The organism is Solwaraspora sp. WMMB762 (assembly GCF_049179115.1).
Lineage (GTDB): Bacteria > Actinomycetota > Actinomycetes > Mycobacteriales > Micromonosporaceae > Micromonospora_E.
In genome coordinates, this window is sequence record NZ_JBMHMD010000001.1 from 6,998,292 (window position 1) to 7,014,661 (window position 16,370).

Genomic DNA, 16,370 nt, shown 5'->3' on the forward strand with positions numbered 1-16,370 from the left:
GCTATTCGAGCGAGACCTGGTAGAGCCGGCCCGCCGTGGCGCACGGGTCCGGGGTCACCCGGGCGGCGGTGGCGAGCAACGACCGTGGCTCGTCGTGGCGCTGGACGGTCTGCGGATCGGCGTCCGCCGGCAGCGGCAGCAGGTAGAGCTGGTCGATTCCCCAGGTGGCGATCCAGTCGCGCCGCTGCGCGACCGGGATGTCGGCGAAGTTGTCCGGGAAGAAGGCCGTCGGCCGGCCGGTCAGGGCGCTGTGCCGGCCGACCTCCGTGCTGGTGACGATGGTCAGCGTCCCGTCGCTGCGGCACCGCCGCAGCTCCTGCTCGACGACGCCACCGGTGAGGCTTTCCGGGTCCGGCGGCACGGTGGTGAGCTGGTATCCGAGCGCCCAGCCGGCCGGCAGCGTCAGCAGCAGCACGCCGACGACGTGCCCGGTACGCCGCCCGGCCAGCCGGGCCGGGGCCGGCGTCCGCCAGATCAGCGCGACGGCGCTCAGCAGCATCAGCAGTACGGCCAGGCTGAGATAGCGCCGGCTCAGGTACCCGGTGCTGATCTCGGAGAAGGCGACCTGTGCGGTGCAGGCGGCCAGCGCGGCCAGGCTCACCGACAACCACCGCGATCCTCGGCGCAGCGGTCTGCGGCGCGGGCGCAGCTGCAGTCCGCGGCTGCGGAACAGCTGCAGTCCGCGGCTGCGGAGCAGCAGCAGGCCGGCGGCGACGGTGGTGGCCACGACGGTGGGTGCCCACACCGCTGCCTTGGCCGCCTGCAGGACCGCCGCCGGGGCGTTGCCGGCGAGCCGGGCCAGCCAGCCGACCGGGTCGTCGGTGGCGGTCGGAAGCTGATCGACGTCGATCACGTCGGTGACGTACAGCTGTGGCACGGCCATCGCGATGATCCGGTTGTCCGCCGGGAACGGCGTTCCGAAGTGGGCCAGCCCGTAGACCGCCCACGGCGACATCACGAGGGCGAGGACCAGACCGGCCGGCACCAGCCAGCGCCAGTCCCGGCGGCGGATCACGACCAGCAGCACCGCCAGGAGCAGCACCGCCGGCAGGGTGTCCGGCCGGGTGAGCACCAGGCCGCCGGCGGCGGCCCCGGCGGCCGGCCAGGCCGTCGCCGCTCGTTGGTCGGTGCTGACCAGCGCGAGGATCAACAGGCTGAGCAGCAGCCCGGCCAGCGGGAAGGTCCGCGCGGTGATCATCTCGTCGAGGAACGGCACGAAGCCGAGCAGGCCCACCGTGACGAGCGGCCCGAGCCCGGGTACGCCGATGCGCCGGCCCAGCACCGACAGCACCGCCGCCATGGCCAGCACGCATCCGGCGGCGGCCAGCAGACCGGCCTGCGGCCCGGTGCCGGTCAGCGCGGCGGTGACCCCGACCAGGATCGGCCAGAGTGGACCACAACCCATCGAGTACGGCTCGGTCGACTGGTAGCTGTGCCGGGAGGCGATCCGGAAGAAGTCGCCGCCGAGGGTCTGGGACAGCTCGTAGTAGCGCCACGAGTCCGGGTTGTACGGCGGGCCGTCCCAGTAGTACGCCAGCAGGACGACCAGTACGCCGACGAGCACGGGCCAGCCGGCGGCGGGCAGCCAGCCGGGCACCGCCAGGGTCCGCCCGGTGTCAACCCGTGCGCTGGTCGGTCCGCCGGTCGGTCGTCCGGTGTGCGGGGCGGTGAGTGTGCTCATCGGATGAGCCGGGTGTGCGTGCTCACGCCCGCGCCCCGACCGTCGCCGGACGGTCGCCCGGCGCGGTCTGCCGGGCAGGTGCGTCGGTTACCTGTTCGTGCAGGTACGGCCCCGGTGGTCCGGCGGTCCGGCCGGGCGTCTCAGCCGGCTGGCACACCACCACGTCCCGGACCGAATACGTCGGCCGGGCCCGCACCTCGACCAGGATCCGGACCAGATACTCGCCGAGCACCCCGAGGATCAGGAACAGGCCGGTGAATCCGCCGGCCACCAGGATCGCCAGGGTGGTCCATCCTTCGACGGGGTCGGCCTTGACGAGGAACACCGCGACCGCGTACGCGATGCCGGCGAGCGACAGCGCGCCGAACGTCAGGGACAGCCGGTGCGCCACCCGTGGCCCGAAATCGGAGAACGACAGCAGGATGTCGAAGGCCAGGCTCGACGTCTCCCGGTCGAGCCGCCGACGCGCGACATTGTCCACCGAGGTCCGGTTGTACCGCAGGTGTTCGTGCCGGTGCCCGAGGATCGCGTACAGGGCCTTGCGGTAGCGGACCTTCTCCCGCATGGCGAGCATCGCCGACAGGGTGCGCCGTGAGGTCAGCCTCAGGCGCTCGGTCCGCAGCGGGGTGTCGAGGTCGCTGTACCGGTTGACCAGGCGGTAGAACACCCTGCTGCGCAGCGGCCCGTCGTCGCCGCTGGCGGTGACGATGTCGCAGCCGTCGGTGGTGGCGTGCTCGTACATCCGGGCGAGGGTGTCCAGCGGGAAGTCCACGGTCGGGCTCTCCAACTCGAAGATCCAGTCACCCATCGCCCGGTCCAGCCCGGCCTTCATGCCGGCCTCCACGCCGTGCCGCCGGGCCAGCCGGACCACCACCGCGTTGAACTGGTACCGGGTCGCGCACCCGTGTACCAGCGGGGTGGCATCGGTGGTGGAGTTGTCGTCGACCACCACCAGTTCGTGCAGGTCGAAGTGTCCGGCCAGCCACGGCCCCACCTGTGCCAGGAAACTGTCCAGGTTCGACTCGTCGCGGCAGTAGAGCACGAAGCTCACGAAGGTCTGGTACGCCACAGCGCCTCATCAAGGTCGTAGATCGTGTTGACTTTCCCGCTGAACAACGTGACGAACGGCGGGTGCTCGCTCTCGGTCCGGATCAGGGTCGGACGGGAGTCGTCGACCTCCGCCGTCCGCAGCACGGTCTTGACCGTGAACAGGCTCTCCGCTTGGCGCAGCTGTCCGGCTGTCGGCAGGAAACGGCGGGTCAGGGTGTGCATGTACGGGTAGCCGCTGGCCGGCCGGGCGGGGCAGGTCCCGCAGTTGGCCAGGGCGGCCGGCGCGCAGTCCGGCGTCCGGCGCTGGCAGGGAAACGTCGGCAGGGTGTCGGTGCTGGTCAGGCGGGGGGTGTAGGCCACGGCGCTGAGGCTGTGCCAGGGGGTGTGCCCGAACGGCATCAGCGAGAAGAAGGGCCCGTCGAGTACGGTGACCGCCACGTCCCGGTGGGCCGGGGCGTCGACCAGCACCATCTCGCACAGCTCGTACTTGAGCGGCACCGGCGGCAGGCCGAACGTGGCGAGCAGGGCGTTGGTGCCGGCGTAGGTCGCGTTGACGACCGCGCCGGCCTCCACCTGGGTGCCGGAGCGCAGCGTCGCCCGCCAGACCGTACCGTCGCGTCCGGCCTCGACGACGGTGTCGCCGAGGAACCACCGCAGCCGGCCCGGGAAGGCGTCGAGTCGGGCGAGCAGCTCCGTCCGCAGCGCCGGTGCGTCGAAGCTGAACTCATCGGTCTCGTACGCAGCCTCGACGGTGCCGTTCAGGAAGAACTCCGCCGGGTCGATCCGACTGGCCGGCACGCCGACGGTGGCGCAGAACTTCTCGAAGTAGGCGGCATCCACGAAGGAACCTTCCGTCGCGATCGCGTACACGCTTCGGAAGTGGTGGTTGACCGCGGTGGGGAAGTCGCGGAGGAACCGTTCGTAGTAGCCGGCTGACCGCAGGGCCGTGTACACGCTGCGCGGGTAGTGGTAGCCGTTGTGGCCGCGGGCCTGGTTGATCAGGCTGGCCCGGACCAGCGGTCGCCGGTCGATGTCGACCACCGCGACGGACTCGCCGTGGGCGAGTTGCCGCCGGGCGGCCCACAGTCCGAAGACTCCCGCGCCGAATATGAGCGTATCAACAGAAATACCCCCTCTGCTCACGGCAGAAAGCTAGCATCCATCTTGTCCCGATTTGTCGCTTAGCGAGAGGTGAGTCATGCTCACAGGTTTGGTCGGCCACACCGGCTTCGTCGGCGGCAACCTGGCCCGACAACGCAGCTACGAGCTCGAAGTCAACCGGGCCACCGTCGCGGCCATCGACGGGCAGCGGTTCACCCGGCTGGTGATCAGCGCCGCGCCAGGCGTCAAATGGCGGGCGAACGCCGACCCGGACGCCGACCGCGCCGCGATCGACGCCCTGACCACCCACCTGCGCACCACGACAGCCGACGAGGCCGTCCTCATCTCCACCATCGACGTCTACCCCCAGCCGCAGGGCGTCGACGAGACGACGTCCGTCGAACCGGCCGACCATCCACAGGCGTACGGCCACAACCGGATCCGGCTGGAACGCTTCGTCCAGCGGCACTACCCGCGCAGCCTGGTGGTCCGACTGCCCGCCCTGTTCGGGCCGGACCTGCGCAAGAACCTCGTCTACGACCTGGCGACCGGGCGGACCGAGGAGTTCTGCCACCGCGACTCGACGTTCCAGTTCTACGACCTGCGGCGACTCACCGCCGACCTGGACCGGGCCGTCGCCGCCGGACTGAGCGTGGTCAATCTGGCGACCGAGCCGCTCGCCGCGCAGACCGTGGCACAGCAGGTCTTCGGACGCACCCTGACCTGCGACACGGTGGCCCGGGTCGACTACGACATGCGTACCCGGCACGCCGCCGTGTTCGGCGCCGACGGGCCGTACGTCAGCGGCCGCGACGAGACGATCGCCCGGCTGCGCGAGTTCGCCGACAGCCAGGCGGCGGGTGCGCGACCGGCCGGGGAGCGGGTGGCGGCGTGATGTCCGAGTCGACCATCAAGGTGGCGGTCAGCAACATCGCCTGGCAGCCCGCCGACGACGAGAAGGTCGCCGACCTGCTGCGCCACGCGGGGGTCGCCGGCGTCGAGGTGGCACCCACGAAGATCTGGCCGGACCTGACCGAGGTCTCCCTCGACCAGGCACACGCGTACGGGCGGACATGGGCCCGCGCCGGCCTGCCGGTGGTCGCCGCCCAGTCCCTGCTGTACGGACGCCCCGAACTCACGGTGTTCGGGCCGCGCCGGGAGGACCTCGTCGCGTACCTGTGCCGGGTGATCGACCTGTGCGCCGCGATGGGCGCCACCGCCCTGGTCTTCGGCAGCCCGCGCAACCGGCGACGCAACGGCCTGCCGGACGAGATGGCGGACCGGATCGCCGCCGACGTCTTCGGCCGGCTGGCCCGCCGGGCACACGGCGCCGGGACGAGCCTGTGCCTGGAGGCCAACCCCGCCGAGTACGGCGCCGACTACCTGGTCCGGGCGGAGGAGGCGGCGAGGCTGGTGGCGGCGGTCGACTCGCCGGGGCTGCGACTGCACCTGGACACCGCCTGCATGGCGCTGGCCGGCGACGACGCGGCGGCCTGCGCCCACAGTTTCGCTCCGCTGCTGCGTCACGCCCATCTCAGCGAGCCCGACCTGGCGGCGGTCGGCAACCCTGATCGCGCCCACGCCGACTTTGTCGCCGCGCTGCGGGCCGTCGGCTACGACCGGTACCTCAGCGTGGAGATGCGCCCGTCGGACGTCGACCCGCTCGCCGCCGTCGATCGCGCCGCCCGGTACGCCGTGGCACTGTGCGGTGGTGAGCGGCGATGACCGGCACCCGACAGCTCGACGTCCCAGACGAGCAGGTACCAGACGAGCAGGTACCAGACGAGCAGGTACCAGACGACCAGGTGCCAGGCGACCCGGTGCCGGCGCTCTCCCGGAACCACGACCGGCGGATCCCGCGCCACGACCGACGCGACTTCGCCCCCCGGCGTAGCCGGTACGCGGTGGTGGTGCCGGTACTCAACGAAGGCGAACGGCTGCGGGCGCAGCTGCGCCGGATGCACGACCACGGTCACGGCCTGGACGTGCTGATCGCCGACGGAGGCAGTACGGACGGGTCCCTCGCCGACGAATTCCTGGCCGCCAACGGCGTACGGTCGGTGCTGGTCAAACGCGGTCCGGGCCGGCTCAGCGCGCAACTGCGGATGGCCTTCGCCGCGGCCCTGGACGACGGCTACCACGGGGTGGTCACCGTGGACGGCAACGGCAAGGACGGCGTCGAGGCGATCGGCCGGTTCCGGGACCGGCTGGACGCCGGGTACGACTACGTGCAGGGTTCCCGGTTCGTCCCGGGCGGCGTGGCGGTCAACACGCCCTGGTCCCGGTACCTCGGCATCCGGCTGCTGCACGCGCCGATGCTGTCGGCCGGCGCGCGGACCTGGTACACCGACACGACCAACGGCTTCCGGGGCCACTCGGCCCGGCTGCTCGCCGATCCCCGGGTGGGCGTGTTCCGGGACGTGTTCGACGCGTACGAACTGCTGGCGTACCTGCCGGTGCGGGCGGCCCGGCTGGGGCTGCGGGTCTGCGAGGTGCCGGTGACCCGCGCCTACCCGGCGGGAGCGGTGCCGACCAAGATCAAAGGCTGGTCCGGGAACCTGGACCTGCTGGCCGTCGCCGCCCGCGCCGCCACCGGCCGCTACGACCCGGTACCTGACCAAGCCAGCGGCGGACGCCCGGCGGAGCTCAGGCCAGCAGCAGGGTCAGGGTGAGCGCGACGGCGGTGACGGTGACGGTGGCCACCAGCCCTGTCCAGCGCAGCCACGGCCGGCCGGACCCGGTCACCGGCAGCCGCCGCCAGCGCAGCACCCCGACCGCGACCCCACCGACGGCGAGCCCGGCGGCCACCGCCCACCAGCCGGCCCACACGTCGTGCCAGGCGCCGGCGAGGTACCCGATCAGCAGGTAGAGCAGCGCGGTCGACGCCGAGCCGATCACCTTGAGCCGGTCGGTGACCGGCAGCCACCGACGTCGGCCGCCGAACGCGGTCGCCGCCGGGGTGACCGCGGCGGCGAGCAGCAACACCACGGTGACGCCGATCAGCAGCGGCCCGGCCCCGGCGGCGTCGCTGTCGCTGGCCACCCCGAGTAGCGCCAGCCCGATCGGCTCGACACCCTTGTCGGTGTTGCCGAGCACCACCACGCCGTCGCCGGTGGCCGGGTCGAAGCCGACGTACGACCGGAAACCGCCGGTCCCGCCGTTGTGCCAGGTGATCGCCCGACCGTCGTACGTGGTGGTGAACCAGCCGTAGCCGATCCGGCGGGTGTCGTCGTCGGCGGTGAACCGGGGTTGGGCGGCGTCCGCGCCGGGCGCGGAGCCGTCGAGCAACGCGGTGACCAGCCGGGCCAGGTCCGGCGCCGTGGACCACAGGCCGATGCCGGCACCGGCCAGCCCGGAACCCTGCCACGGGTCGGTGGTGCGGCCACCAGCGGTGGATCCGGTCGCCGCACCGGCCGGCGGTTCGGCACCGTCGAGGGCGTAGCCGGTGTCGCCCATGCCGAGCGGGTCCAACAGCCGCCGCTCGACCAGCGCCGGGTAGGAGCCGGCGTCGGCCTCTCCAACACTCCCGGCCTGCTCAGCCAGCGCGATGCCGAGTAGCGCCGCCCCGAAGTTGGAGTAGTGCACCTCGCCTCGGCCGTCGCCGACCCGGGCGCGGGCCAGCGCCGCGCGGATCCGGTCGACGTCCAGACCGGCGTACGGGTCGGTGCCGCGCAGCGCCCCCAGCGTCATGGTGAGCGTCGCGGTTGCGCCGACTGTCGGCAGCCGGGGCAGCCCGGACCGGTGGCTGGCCAGCTCAGCCAGGGTGATCTGCCCGACCGCCGGGTCGGCGAACTCCTGACCGGGCAGCGCTTCGGCGAGCGTGGTGTCGCCGTCGACCTGCCCGGCGGCGATCTGGTCGGCCAGCAGCATCCCGGTCAGCGTCTTGCCGATCGAGCCGATCTCGAACGGGGTGTCCGGCCGCACCGGGTCGCCGCCGGTCAGACCGGAGGCCCGGTCGCCGAGCCCGGCGACCCGTACCTGCCCGTCGGCGATCCGGGCCACCGCCAGACCCCGGTAGCCACCGGGGTCGTCGATCACCGCGCGGACCTCGGCGGCGAGCCCGAGGTCACCGCTGTCGGCGTCGCCGAGGCGGGCCGGCCAGGGCGCGATCAGCGCGGCGAGCAGCCCGCCGACGACGGCGACAGCCGGCGCGACGATCAGAGCGCGGTTACGGACCGGGGTCACCGGTGTGCTCCGGACAGGACGATCAGCAGGGGGACGACCCGCTCCGGCGGTACGGCGTACTGCCCCCGGGTCGACGTGCGCAGCCAGCCGGCGCTGACCAGTTGCCGCAGGTGGTGGTAGAGCTGACCGGTGGTGCCGAGCCCGTCGACCTCGGCCAGGGCGGCGACGGTCCGGGTGCCGGCCAGGATGTGCCGGACCAGCAGTAGCCGCACCGGGTGGGCGAGCGCGGTGAGGGTGTCGGCGTACCCGGTCCAGTCGGTGTCGAGCAGGTCGTCGACGGTGTGCCCGTACTGCCAGTCGTAGTGCTCGCCGGTCGGCAGGGTCACGGTGCCGGTGTAGAGCACCGCGCCGGGGGTGCCGCCGACCTGGGCCTTGAGCCCGTCGAGCGCCCAGAACGGGTTGCCGGTGTCCGGTCCGCCGGCGTTCGGGCCGGTCGGCGCATCGTCAACGGCTCGGTCGGCGTCAACGGCTCGGTCGGCGTCAACGGCTCGGTCGGCGTCGAGACGCGCGACGAGGTCCTGCACGGTCCGCTCCAGGGCGGCGACCCGCTCGGTCAACTCCGGCTCAGCCATCACCCCACTATTACGTAGTTACGTAATTTCTGCAATCGGAGTGGGTCGGGTCGCGGGCCACCTGCCCCGCCGTCGCCACGCACCACGCCACGATCAGCAGCAACAGCAGCCGCTCCAGCGTGCCGACCAGCAGCCCACCACCGACCAGCAGCATGCCCAGCCCGACCGCGGCGGACAGCGGCAGCGCGGCGGCGGCCCCGAACAGCGCCAGCCGGCGCAGCCGGTAGGTCGACACCGGCGACCAGAACACGGCGATCATCGCGAAGACGCAGCAGGCGACGGCGACGATGCTGGCCCCGCCGTGCACCAGGTCGGTCGCGGTGACCGGATCGTGCGGCGGCAGCGGGCAGCCGTCCCGGCAGGACACAGTCGCCGAGACCGTCGTCGCACCGGCCGCCGCGACCAGCAGCCGGGCGGCGGCGCGGACCGGGCGCAGCGCCCCGGCGAGCAGCAGCAGGCTCACCGCCAGGGCGAGCAGCCCCGACTGGTACGCCACTACGGAGCCGCTGTCGCCGACCCCGGACTCGCTGACGTACCCGCGCAGTCCCGGACCGGGACCGGCGACCACCGCGACCGTCACGGTCACCGCGCCGCCGACCGCGCCGACCGCCGCCCCGACCGCCCACCACCTGGTACGCCTCACCTGCTTACGGTGTCACGTGGTCCTGGCTCACGTGGTTGCGGTGTCACGTGCGCCAGCCCGGGTCGGTGTCCCCGCCCGCCGGGTGTGCCGGTGGTGCCGGCCGGTGGTGCCGGACCGGCCGGATCACCGCGCCCGGCCGCAGCAGCGCCACCAGCCGGGCCTGGATGTGTAGGGTGACGCCGTCCCGACCGTCGAAATTGATCTGCGCGCCGATCAGTTGCACCCATCGGATCCCGTCTTCGATCGACACGTCGCCCACGTGCTGCACCCGCAGTCGGAGCGCGCCGATGCCGTACCGGTAATCGGTTTCCGACATCTTGATCACGTCGCCGACCTCGACCGGAAGATCACTGTTGCTCATTGTCGTCCATCCTTTCCGGCACTATTTCCGGTGGTTGCAGGCCGTGTAGTTGCAGCACCGCGCGGACCCTTCTGGCCGCCGGGTCCCGGTGCCGGTCGAGGTAGGCCAGCGCCTTACGGAACGGCCGGCAGTACACCTGCCCGCATGGCAGGCAGCCGTCATTGCGGCGGGGCATGTGCCGGGTGACCAGCCGTCGGGCGTGGGTGATCACGTCATCGTGTGCGGTGGTGTGCTGCGGCCCGGCGTTGCCGGGCAGCCGGCGTAGTTGTCGCGGTAGTCCGCCGATCCCGTCGTTTCTCGGCATCCGTTGACCTCCCAGGTGGAGTGTCGAGTCTAATTTCCCTACATTCCACCCTGGACTTCTTCAGCCGGTCAGCGGAAGATAGGTCAGCGGCAATCCGCACCCATCTACCGGACAATCGCCTGTATCCGAAAGGTGTGCACCGTGAATACACTTCCGGAGATCCTCCGTCAGCTGCGCAGCGAGCGCTCCGTCACCCAGGATCAGGTCGGTGAGGCGATCCTGGTCTCCGGTTCGCTGATCGCCGCCTTCGAGCAGGGCCGGCTGGTCCCGCAACCGGACACCGCCGCGCGACTGGACGAGTTCTTTGGCTCGGGCGACCGGGTCCGCAAGGCGGCGGCCGAGGCGGCCGAGGCCCGTGAGCTGGAGCGGGAGCGGCGTCGGATGGCCCAGGCGGTCTGGTTCCGCCCGTGGGGCCAGCTGGAGGAGTCCGCCACCACCCTGCGGTACTACCAGGCGTCCCTCATCCCTGGCCTGCTGCAGACCGAGGAGTACGCCCGGTCGGTGCTGGACAGCGGCCTGCGCAGTCAGCGCGAGGTCGACGAGCTGCTCGCCGTCCGGATGGAGCGCCAGTCCGTCGTGCTGGGCCGCGAGGATCCGGCGATCTGCGTGTTCATGATGGACATGGCGGCGCTGCGCTCGGCGCACCCGGCGATGGCAAAGGCACAGCTGGAGCGGCTGCTGGTCGACTCGGAGCGCCACCGGACCTTCGTGCACGTGGTGCCGGACGGGGTCGGCATGCACATCGGCCGGTCGGTGTCGTTCGTCCTCGCCTCGCTCGACAACGGTGCACTCGCTGGATACATGGAGGATATTTTCGAGGGCCGGCTTGTCACCGAGCCGGCGCGGGTGACCGGGCTCGATCGGGCGTGGCACACTGTCAACGCGCTCGCCCTGAACGCGGCCCAGTCCCGGGATCTGATCCGGCAGATGGTGAGGGAGCTATGACCACCGAGCCGATGTGGCGCACGTCCCGCCGCTCGAACGCCTCCGGCGGTGACTGTGTCGAGGTCGCCGACAACCTGCCCGGCCGGGTGCTGGTCCGCGACTCCAAGGACCGCACCGGCGGCACCCTGGCCTTCGACCCGCCCGCCTGGTCCGCCTTCGTCGCCACCGTCAAGCGCTGAGCCGCATCAGTCGCTGTAGTGGTACCGGGCCTTAATGATCTTCACTTCCTTCTCGTCGGCCCGGTACACGAGGCGGTGTTCGTCATCGATCCGCCGTGACCAGTAGCCGGACAGGTCGCCTTTCAGGGGTTCCGGCTTGCCGACGCCGGTGAACGGGTCACGCTGGATCTCGCCGATCAGGCGGGTGATCCGGCGCGCCTTCTTCCGATCCGAGGCGAGCCAGAAGAGCAGGTCTTCCCATGCGTCGGGATCGAAGTCGACCTCCGTCACTCCTCGCCCCCGGCCATCTCCCGTAGCTCATCCATGGTCCTGGCGATCGAGGGGCCGCCTGCTCGGTCCCGGGCGACGGCTTCCATGAGCCGCCTCGCGTTCGCGGGAGACCGAAGCAGGTACACGGTCTCTTGCCAGGCGTCGTAGTCGTCCGCCGACATGAGCACCACGTCCCCGCTGCGCGAGCTGATGCGTATCGGGTCGTGGTCGTCGTTGACCTGCGCGATGAGGGGGAACAGGCGCTGCCGTGCCTCGCTTGCGCTGATGGACATGGTTGCGCTCCTTCCAGCCGGTACAGGAATACCGTACCATTATCGTACCTAAAACATGTACGACCTTGGTCGCTGAATGGCGAAGCGCGCGGCGGATGCCGGGCTGGCGTCGAGGATGCGTACGAGGCGGCGCTTCAGGCACCAAACCCGGCGATAGCGCAGCGTGACGGTCAGCCAACCGGGCGACGTGCTTGCGTCGTCGGGGTCAGTTGCCGGTGCCGAGGTTGGCCATCATCGCGGCCGGGTAGCGGTCGCCCCGTGCCGAGCCGGCCGGTACGGCCTTCTCGATCTCGGCCAGGTCGTCTGCGGAAAGTACCAGGTGGGCGGCGGGCAGGGCCTCGGTCAACCGATTGCGGGTACGGGCGCCGACGAGCGGGACGATGTCGCCGCCCTGCGCTGCCACCCACGCGATCGCCAGCTGAGCCACGGTGCAGCCCTTCTCCTCGGCCACCCGCCGCAGCGCCTCCACCAGGGCAAGGTTGTGTTCGACGTTGTCGCCCGAGAACCGTGGCATCCGGCGGCGGTGGTCACCCGGTCGCGCTTCGGTGTTCTGCCAGTGGCCCGAGATGAGGCCTCGGCTCAGGACGCCGTACGCGGTCATCCCGACGCCCAGTTCCCGCAGCGTCGGCAGCACATCGGCCTCCACCCCGCGCGAGATCAGCGAGTACTCGATCTGCAGGTCGGCGACCGGGTGCACGGCGTGCGCCCGGCGGATCGTCTCAGCGCCCACCTCGGAAAGTCCCACATGCCGCACGTACCCGGCTTCGATCATGTCCTTGATCGCACCCACCGTGTCCTCGATCGGCACCTCCGGGTCCAGTCGCGCCGGCCGGTAGATGTCGACGTAGTCGACGCCCAGCCGGGTCATCGAGTGGATCAGGAAGTTCTTCACCGCCGCCGGCCGGCTGTCCTGCCCGAGGAAACCGCCGCCCGGCGCGAGCAGCGCCCCGAACTTGACGCTCAGCATGTAGCTGTCCCTCGGCCGACCGCGTAGCGCCTCAGCCAGCAGCATTTGGTTGTGCCCGGTGCCGTAGTGGTCGCCGGTGTCGATCAGCGTGAGCCCCGTGTCCAGCGCCGAATGTACGGTCGCGATGCTCTCGGCGCGGTCGGAGACGCCGTAGACGCCGCTGGTCATCCCCATCGCACCCAGACCCAGCGCGCCGACGGCCGGACCAGTCGTTCCCAAGGTTCGTTTCTGCATGCGCCCACCCTGCTTCCGCCAGCGGACGGCCGGTAGCGGAGCGTTTATCGTGGGAGCGCCGCTCCCTGCCTCGTCCCTCGCGCGTGGGGCAGCCGCAGGGGAGCATGGAGACCATGCAGCGTGAGCAGCTCGCCGACTTCCTGCGCCGCCGCCGCGAGGCAATCCGCCCCGCCGAGGTGGGCATCGCCGTCGGCCCGCGCCGCCGCATCGCGGGCCTGCGGCGCGAGGAGGTCGCGATGCTGGCCGGCATGTCGGTGGACTACGTCGTACGTCTCGAGCAGGGCCGCAGCAGCCAGCCCTCCACGCAACTGCTCGGCGCCCTGGCCCGCGCCCTGCGGCTGTCCGACGACGAACGCGACCACCTGTTCCATCTGGCCGGCCACCAGCCCCCGCCCGCCGACGGCGTGGCCCGCCTCGCCCGCGTCGGCCTGGTCCGCATGCTGGACCTGCTGGGCGACACGGCGGCGATGGTCGTGTCCGACCTGGGGGAGGTGCTGGCGCAGAACGCGACCGCCAAGCTGCTGACCGGCGACCACACCGGGTTCACCGGTGATCGGCGGTATCTCGCCTACCGCTGGTTCGCCGAACCCGACTCCCGCCCGGTCCACCCGCCCGTGGAGCAGGAGCGCCATTCCCGCCAGCTGGTGGCCGACCTGCGTGTCGTCGCGGGCCGACGTTGCGACGATCCGACGGTGACCGGCCTGATCGCCCGGTTGCAGGCAGCAAGCTCCGAGTTCCGCCGGCTGTGGGCCGAGCACGAGGTCGGCACCCGGCGGGCGGATCGCAAGACGTTCGTGCACCCCCGCGTCGGGCCGATCGTGCTGGACTGCGAGACGCTGGTGACTCCGGACCTGGGTCAGGAGCTGGTGGTGTTGACACCGGCCGACACCGAGTCCCGCGAGCGCCTCGACCTACTGCGGGTGCTGGGCGTCGAAGAGTTCCCGGTCAGCTGACCGGCCGGGTCGCCACCGGCTGGGCCGAGGGCGTGAGCTGGAAGCCTGCCGGTTGACGCTCGGTCGTGGCGGCCAGTTCGGCGACCGTGGCGGCCGGGGTGGGGATCAGTGGGGTGGTGGCCAGCCAGGCGTAGATTTCCGGCAGGCTCAGGCCCGGCGGGACCGCTCCGACGAATGCCTCGAAGTACAGCGGGGTGTTGGGGCCGATGCGCCAGCTCTCGGCGAGGCCGCCGACGTCGACGGTGTCGAAGCCGAAGTCGTCGATCAGCTCGGTGACCTGTGCTTTGGCGGCGGGGTCGTCGCCGGTGATGGGCAGGGCGGTGCGGTCCGGAGCACCGGCCGGGCGGGCAAGTTCGCGCAACAGCCTGCCGTTGACGTCGTGGAACGCCTTGACCACCGATGAGCTGGACAGGAACCGTTGCACGAGTTCGCTGGAGGTGAGTTCGTCGGCGTCGAGCTCCGGGCGCGCCCAACCCGTCACCGCCGGCGCGTAGTTCATGGTGTCGATCACCGTCTTGCCGGCGAGCGCCTCCTGTGGCAGTTGCTCGTAGTTGGCCAGCGGGATGGTCGCGACCACGAGGTCGCCTGCCTGCGCCGCCCCGGTCGGGGTGGCGGCGCGGGCGAGTGGACCAAGCTCGGCGACCAGGTCGCCGAGGCTCTCCGGCCCGCGCGAGTTGCTGATCACCACGTGCCAACCGGCGCCGACCGCGCTGCGGGCGATGGCGGAGCCGATGTTGCCGCTGCCGATGATGCCCAGCGTTCCTGCCATGTGACGACTCCTCCGTAAGGGGATGAAAGGGCTGCCGTGGCTACGCTAGGGGCTGCCATTGATGTGAGGTCTCGACGATGTGGTGGTGGTCATAGTGCGCATCGGAGAGCTGGCGGCCCGCACCGGTGCGAGCGTGCGGTCGCTGCGCTACTACGAGGAGCAGGGCCTGCTGACAGCCGACCGGGACTCGGCGGGCCGCCGCCGCTACGCCGAGACGGCCGTCGCCCGGGTCGCGCTGATCCGGCGGGGGTTCTCGGCCAGCCTGTCCAGCCGGGTGATCGCCGATCTGCTGCCGCTGCTCGAGGCCGAGTGCCTTCCTCGGTCACGAGCCCTGCTGGACGCCGAGCGGGAGCGGCTGGAGGCGCAGATCGCCGCGATGACCCAGGCCCGGGTCCGCCTCGACGAAGTCATCGCCATCGCCACAGATCCCACCTGGAGATGCGACGCACCCCCACGACATCACCAAAGGGTTTGATAGACCACATTGCGGGTGTTCGAAGCTGGTCAGTGGTTCCTCCGGACCGCATGCCACGCCGCGCCGAGCAGCGCGAGTATCCGGTACAGCGCGTACAGCGCCCACAGCACGGCCAAAAGAACACCGGTGAGGACGACCGCGCCTCCCAGGTAGCGGGTGCTCTCCACCATCCAGCCGCCGGCCAGCAGGACGGAGCCCACGACGACGGCCCAGGCCAGGACGCGGCCGGCTTTGGTCAGCGAGACCCACATGCGGGCGATTCCGGCACCGCCTGGCTTTGTCAAGTCGTCGACCTGGGACTGCGGGGCGATGCTGTCGATGTCTCGGGCGGCGGCTCGGTCGGTCTCATGCGGCGACTCGCGCAGCACCGCCGACAGGGCGCGCAGGTCGGCCGGGTCGCGAAGCCGTCCGGTTCGCGGATCGCCGAGCAGCACCACGGGGCGTGGGAACCCGAGCAGCCAGGCCTTGCCGTAGCCGCGTCTCGTTCCCGGTGGCCGCACCACGGCTTTGCCGCCGTGCATGTCGTCGCGTTGGGTGCGATCACCGATCGCCCGAACGAGTTCCGTACCGGCGATCGTTACCTCGGCCTCAACGAGGTCGGCGGCATCGCTGAACAGCGTGACGAACTGGGCGTACGCGGCGACGACCGCGAGTAGGCCGAGTACCGCTACTGCGGTTCCGAGCAACTCGTGCAGCTGGGCCGCGAAGCCGGTGAGCAGCAGCGCGGGGACGACGGCGAACAGGTACCAGCCGACGAACAGCGGGAAGCGCCGCCGGTTCAGCCAGCGCTGCGTCCGTACGCCCGCTACGCCAGGCGGGAAGGCGGGGATTGTCCTCCCGCCGTTCAGTCGTTGCCGGGCGTCCTCGCTCGGCAGCATCAGGTTGAGGCGGTGGACCCGAATCTGGAGGCGGTCACCGGCCAGACCTGCCAGGTCGCGGATGAACTGCTTCTCCTCGATCTTCGGTTCGGCCAGGTCGAACAGCCGTACCGCTGGTCGTCCATCCACGCTGGCCTGAAGATCACCTGGAGCGTCCAGGCTGACGCCCGGGTCCGGCACCAGGTAGAGCGCGGGAATCGGCTTACGGTGACTCTGCCCGTCGACCTCCCGGTTCTGGATCACCACCATCGAGATCTCGGCCCACCGCAGGTCATGTCGGTACCGGCCGATCCGCACCGTCCAGCCGTCCCGGTCGACATCGACCCGAAACTCCTGCGACGCGTACTGAAGAAGGAAGGCCGCCATGAGCAGGGCGATCAGCGAGGTCACCCCGATACAGAGCCGACCGGACACCGGAACGCCGGCAGCGAACTGCAGGCTCACCAGGTAACAGCCGAGTCCACCCAGCGACGCGGCGAGAACCACCGCAAGCACTCGGGAGCTGACTGGACGGCGCAGATTCACCCATTC

At 71.3% G+C, this 16,370-nt stretch carries 20 protein-coding genes; 7 read left to right on the forward strand and 13 right to left on the reverse strand.

Annotated elements, in window-relative coordinates; translation table 11 throughout:
- Nucleotide 1 precedes the first annotated feature (1 nt).
- From ACN27J_RS31510 to ACN27J_RS31520, 3 genes are read right to left on the reverse strand one after another with little or no spacing between them, the layout of a single operon-like run.
- On the reverse strand, nt 2-1,681 hold the full coding sequence (locus ACN27J_RS31510; RefSeq protein ID WP_421371788.1) for a hypothetical protein: 1,680 nt from the start codon (nt 1,679-1,681) through the stop codon (nt 2-4).
- Between the two features lie 22 nt (nt 1,682-1,703).
- Nucleotides 1,704-2,750: a glycosyltransferase gene (locus tag ACN27J_RS31515; RefSeq protein ID WP_421371789.1), complete on the reverse strand. Its 1,047-nt coding sequence runs from the start codon at nt 2,748-2,750 to the stop codon at nt 1,704-1,706.
- Nucleotides 2,729-3,874, reverse strand: coding sequence for an FAD-dependent oxidoreductase (locus ACN27J_RS31520; RefSeq protein WP_421371790.1), 1,146 nt, complete (start codon nt 3,872-3,874; stop codon nt 2,729-2,731). The genes ACN27J_RS31515 and ACN27J_RS31520 overlap by 22 nt, the downstream gene beginning before the upstream one ends.
- 55 nt (nt 3,875-3,929) lie before the next feature.
- On the opposite strand from ACN27J_RS31520, the gene ACN27J_RS31525 reads away from it, so the two are divergent.
- Genes ACN27J_RS31525 through ACN27J_RS31535 form a run of 3 tightly spaced genes read left to right on the forward strand, consistent with a single transcriptional unit; the run spans nt 3,930 to nt 6,504 of the window.
- Nucleotides 3,930-4,727, forward strand: a complete 798-nt coding sequence (locus ACN27J_RS31525; RefSeq protein ID WP_421371791.1) for a hypothetical protein — start codon at nt 3,930-3,932, stop codon at nt 4,725-4,727.
- Entirely contained in the window at nt 4,727-5,557 is an 831-nt protein-coding gene (locus tag ACN27J_RS31530; protein ID WP_421371792.1) for a sugar phosphate isomerase/epimerase family protein, read from the forward strand. Before ACN27J_RS31525 ends, ACN27J_RS31530 begins: the two co-directional genes overlap by 1 nt.
- Complete coding sequence (locus tag ACN27J_RS31535; protein ID WP_421371793.1) at nt 5,554-6,504, forward strand: glycosyltransferase family 2 protein; 951 nt, start codon at nt 5,554-5,556, stop codon at nt 6,502-6,504. Before ACN27J_RS31530 ends, ACN27J_RS31535 begins: the two co-directional genes overlap by 4 nt.
- Here the strand turns inward: ACN27J_RS31535 and ACN27J_RS31540 are convergent.
- The 5 genes from ACN27J_RS31540 to ACN27J_RS31560 are packed head-to-tail and all read right to left on the reverse strand — an operon-like array spanning nt 6,479 to nt 9,897.
- A complete protein-coding gene (locus ACN27J_RS31540) occupies nt 6,479-8,017 on the reverse strand; it encodes a serine hydrolase domain-containing protein (protein ID WP_421371794.1) in 1,539 nt (512 codons plus the stop codon). The two genes, ACN27J_RS31535 and ACN27J_RS31540, sit on opposite strands and share 26 nt — an antisense overlap.
- Nucleotides 8,014-8,589 carry an ArsR/SmtB family transcription factor gene (locus tag ACN27J_RS31545; RefSeq protein WP_421371795.1) on the reverse strand — a complete coding sequence of 192 codons (576 nt, stop codon included), beginning with the start codon at nt 8,587-8,589 and terminating at the stop codon, nt 8,014-8,016. Before ACN27J_RS31545 ends, ACN27J_RS31540 begins: the two co-directional genes overlap by 4 nt.
- A gap of 10 nt (nt 8,590-8,599) precedes the next feature.
- The gene (locus ACN27J_RS31550) at nt 8,600-9,232 is read right to left on the reverse strand and encodes a DUF998 domain-containing protein (RefSeq protein WP_421371797.1); all 633 of its coding nucleotides are present in this window, start codon (nt 9,230-9,232) and stop codon (nt 8,600-8,602) included.
- 43 nt (nt 9,233-9,275) lie between these two features.
- Complete coding sequence (locus tag ACN27J_RS31555; protein WP_421371798.1) at nt 9,276-9,593, reverse strand: hypothetical protein; 318 nt, start codon at nt 9,591-9,593, stop codon at nt 9,276-9,278.
- Entirely contained in the window at nt 9,580-9,897 is a 318-nt protein-coding gene (locus tag ACN27J_RS31560; protein ID WP_421371799.1) for a hypothetical protein, read from the reverse strand. The genes ACN27J_RS31555 and ACN27J_RS31560 overlap by 14 nt, the downstream gene beginning before the upstream one ends.
- 141 nt (nt 9,898-10,038) lie before the next feature.
- Here ACN27J_RS31560 and ACN27J_RS31565 point away from each other — a divergent pair, with 141 nt between their 5' ends.
- On the forward strand, nt 10,039-10,842 hold the full coding sequence (locus ACN27J_RS31565; RefSeq protein ID WP_421371800.1) for a Scr1 family TA system antitoxin-like transcriptional regulator: 804 nt from the start codon (nt 10,039-10,041) through the stop codon (nt 10,840-10,842).
- A complete protein-coding gene (locus ACN27J_RS31570) occupies nt 10,839-11,021 on the forward strand; it encodes a DUF397 domain-containing protein (protein WP_281553935.1) in 183 nt (60 codons plus the stop codon). Before ACN27J_RS31565 ends, ACN27J_RS31570 begins: the two co-directional genes overlap by 4 nt.
- Before the next feature lie 6 nt (nt 11,022-11,027).
- Here ACN27J_RS31570 and ACN27J_RS31575 read toward each other — a convergent pair whose 3' ends face one another.
- The 3 genes from ACN27J_RS31575 to ACN27J_RS31585 form a co-directional block, all read right to left on the reverse strand.
- Nucleotides 11,028-11,291 (reverse strand): Txe/YoeB family addiction module toxin, encoded by a 264-nt coding sequence (locus ACN27J_RS31575; RefSeq protein WP_421371801.1) that lies wholly within the window; start codon nt 11,289-11,291, stop codon nt 11,028-11,030.
- Nucleotides 11,288-11,563, reverse strand: coding sequence for a type II toxin-antitoxin system Phd/YefM family antitoxin (locus ACN27J_RS31580; RefSeq protein WP_421371803.1), 276 nt, complete (start codon nt 11,561-11,563; stop codon nt 11,288-11,290). The genes ACN27J_RS31575 and ACN27J_RS31580 overlap by 4 nt, the downstream gene beginning before the upstream one ends.
- Before the next feature lie 205 nt (nt 11,564-11,768).
- The gene (locus tag ACN27J_RS31585) at nt 11,769-12,764 is read right to left on the reverse strand and encodes an aldo/keto reductase (protein WP_421371804.1); all 996 of its coding nucleotides are present in this window, start codon (nt 12,762-12,764) and stop codon (nt 11,769-11,771) included.
- A 113-nt stretch (nt 12,765-12,877) separates the two neighbouring features.
- Between ACN27J_RS31585 and ACN27J_RS31590 the strand changes: the two genes are divergently transcribed.
- Complete coding sequence (locus tag ACN27J_RS31590) at nt 12,878-13,717, forward strand: helix-turn-helix transcriptional regulator (RefSeq protein ID WP_421371806.1); 840 nt, start codon at nt 12,878-12,880, stop codon at nt 13,715-13,717.
- Here the strand turns inward: ACN27J_RS31590 and ACN27J_RS31595 are convergent.
- Nucleotides 13,710-14,486, reverse strand: a complete 777-nt coding sequence (locus ACN27J_RS31595; RefSeq protein ID WP_421371807.1) for an NADPH-dependent F420 reductase — start codon at nt 14,484-14,486, stop codon at nt 13,710-13,712. The two genes, ACN27J_RS31590 and ACN27J_RS31595, sit on opposite strands and share 8 nt — an antisense overlap.
- Before the next feature lie 94 nt (nt 14,487-14,580).
- On the opposite strand from ACN27J_RS31595, the gene ACN27J_RS31600 reads away from it, so the two are divergent.
- Complete coding sequence (locus ACN27J_RS31600; RefSeq protein WP_421371808.1) at nt 14,581-14,961, forward strand: MerR family transcriptional regulator; 381 nt, start codon at nt 14,581-14,583, stop codon at nt 14,959-14,961.
- Nucleotides 14,962-14,990: 29 nt separating this feature from the next.
- Here the strand turns inward: ACN27J_RS31600 and ACN27J_RS31605 are convergent, their stop codons facing one another.
- Complete coding sequence (locus tag ACN27J_RS31605; RefSeq protein ID WP_421371809.1) at nt 14,991-16,364, reverse strand: hypothetical protein; 1,374 nt, start codon at nt 16,362-16,364, stop codon at nt 14,991-14,993.
- Nucleotides 16,365-16,370 lie beyond the last annotated feature (6 nt).